At 49.8% G+C, this 1,019-nt stretch carries 1 protein-coding gene and 1 pseudogene; both read right to left on the reverse strand.

All coding sequences use genetic code 11. The features are described from left to right. Positions 1–712: pseudogene (locus QVP67_RS10015) on the reverse strand (F0F1 ATP synthase subunit alpha); the annotation flags it as partial. A gap of 56 nt (positions 713–768) precedes the next feature. After that, positions 769–1,019 (reverse strand): F0F1 ATP synthase subunit delta (locus QVP67_RS10020; protein WP_288180100.1); only part of this gene is annotated, 251 nt, incomplete at its 5' end.

Genomic DNA, 1,019 nt, shown 5'->3' on the forward strand with positions numbered 1-1,019 from the left:
CGCCGGCCGTAGCGGCTACCACAATGGTGTAGTCCATGGCTCCGTGCTGACGCAAGGTGTTGACAATAGAGGCTACAGTCGAACCTTTCTGGCCGATGGCTACATAAATACAATATACCGGATCGCCGGCTTCGTAATTGGCACGCTGGTTGATGATGGTATCAATGGCAATGGCAGTCTTACCTGTCTGACGGTCGCCAATGATCAGCTCACGCTGTCCGCGGCCGATAGGAATCATGGCATCCACCGCCTTCAGACCAGTCTGCAAAGGCTGATTTACCGGCTGACGGAAAATAACTCCCGGTGCCTTACGCTCCAACGGCATTTCGCAAAGTTCACCTCCAATCGGTCCTTTGCCATCGAGCGCAACACCCAACGGGTCTATCACACGTCCTAACATTCCCTCTCCTACCATAATAGAGGCGATACGCTTTGTACGTTTCACGATGAATCCTTCCTTTATCTTATCGGTAGGACCCAGCAAAACGGCACCCACGTTGTCCTCTTCCAAGTTCATCACGATAGCCTTGACACCGTTGTCGAACTCCAGCAACTCGTTGGCTTCGGCATTGCGCAGACCGTAGATACGTGCCACGCCATCGCTGACCTGCAACACCGTACCAACCTCGTCCAGCTGCACCCGGGTATCAATGCCTTCCAGTTGCTTGCGGAGGATATCGGAAACTTCGCTTACTTTTATATTTTCAGACAACATTTTATTCCTTTTTAAAAAGACCGGCATTATCGTCAGTCAAACACCAGTCGCAATTAAACGATTCTTCTATTCTTATCAATGAACTGCTCTTTCACTTTCTTCAACTGGGTCGCAATGCTCGCGTCCAGACGGAAATTGTTAACGTCAAAGATAAATCCACCCAAAACTGACGGATCTACCTCGGTCTGCAACTCCATGCGGGCATGCAACAAGGTAGAGGCACTGTTTCTGATACGTTCTTCCTCTTCCTTAGTTACAGGTACAGCAGTTATCAACTTGGCCACTCCAATGTGTTTGCTCTTCC

Origin of the sequence: Bacteroides sp. CAG:633 (genome assembly GCF_000435115.1) — a bacterium.
Taxonomy (GTDB): domain Bacteria; phylum Bacteroidota; class Bacteroidia; order Bacteroidales; family Bacteroidaceae; genus Bacteroides; species Bacteroides ndongoniae.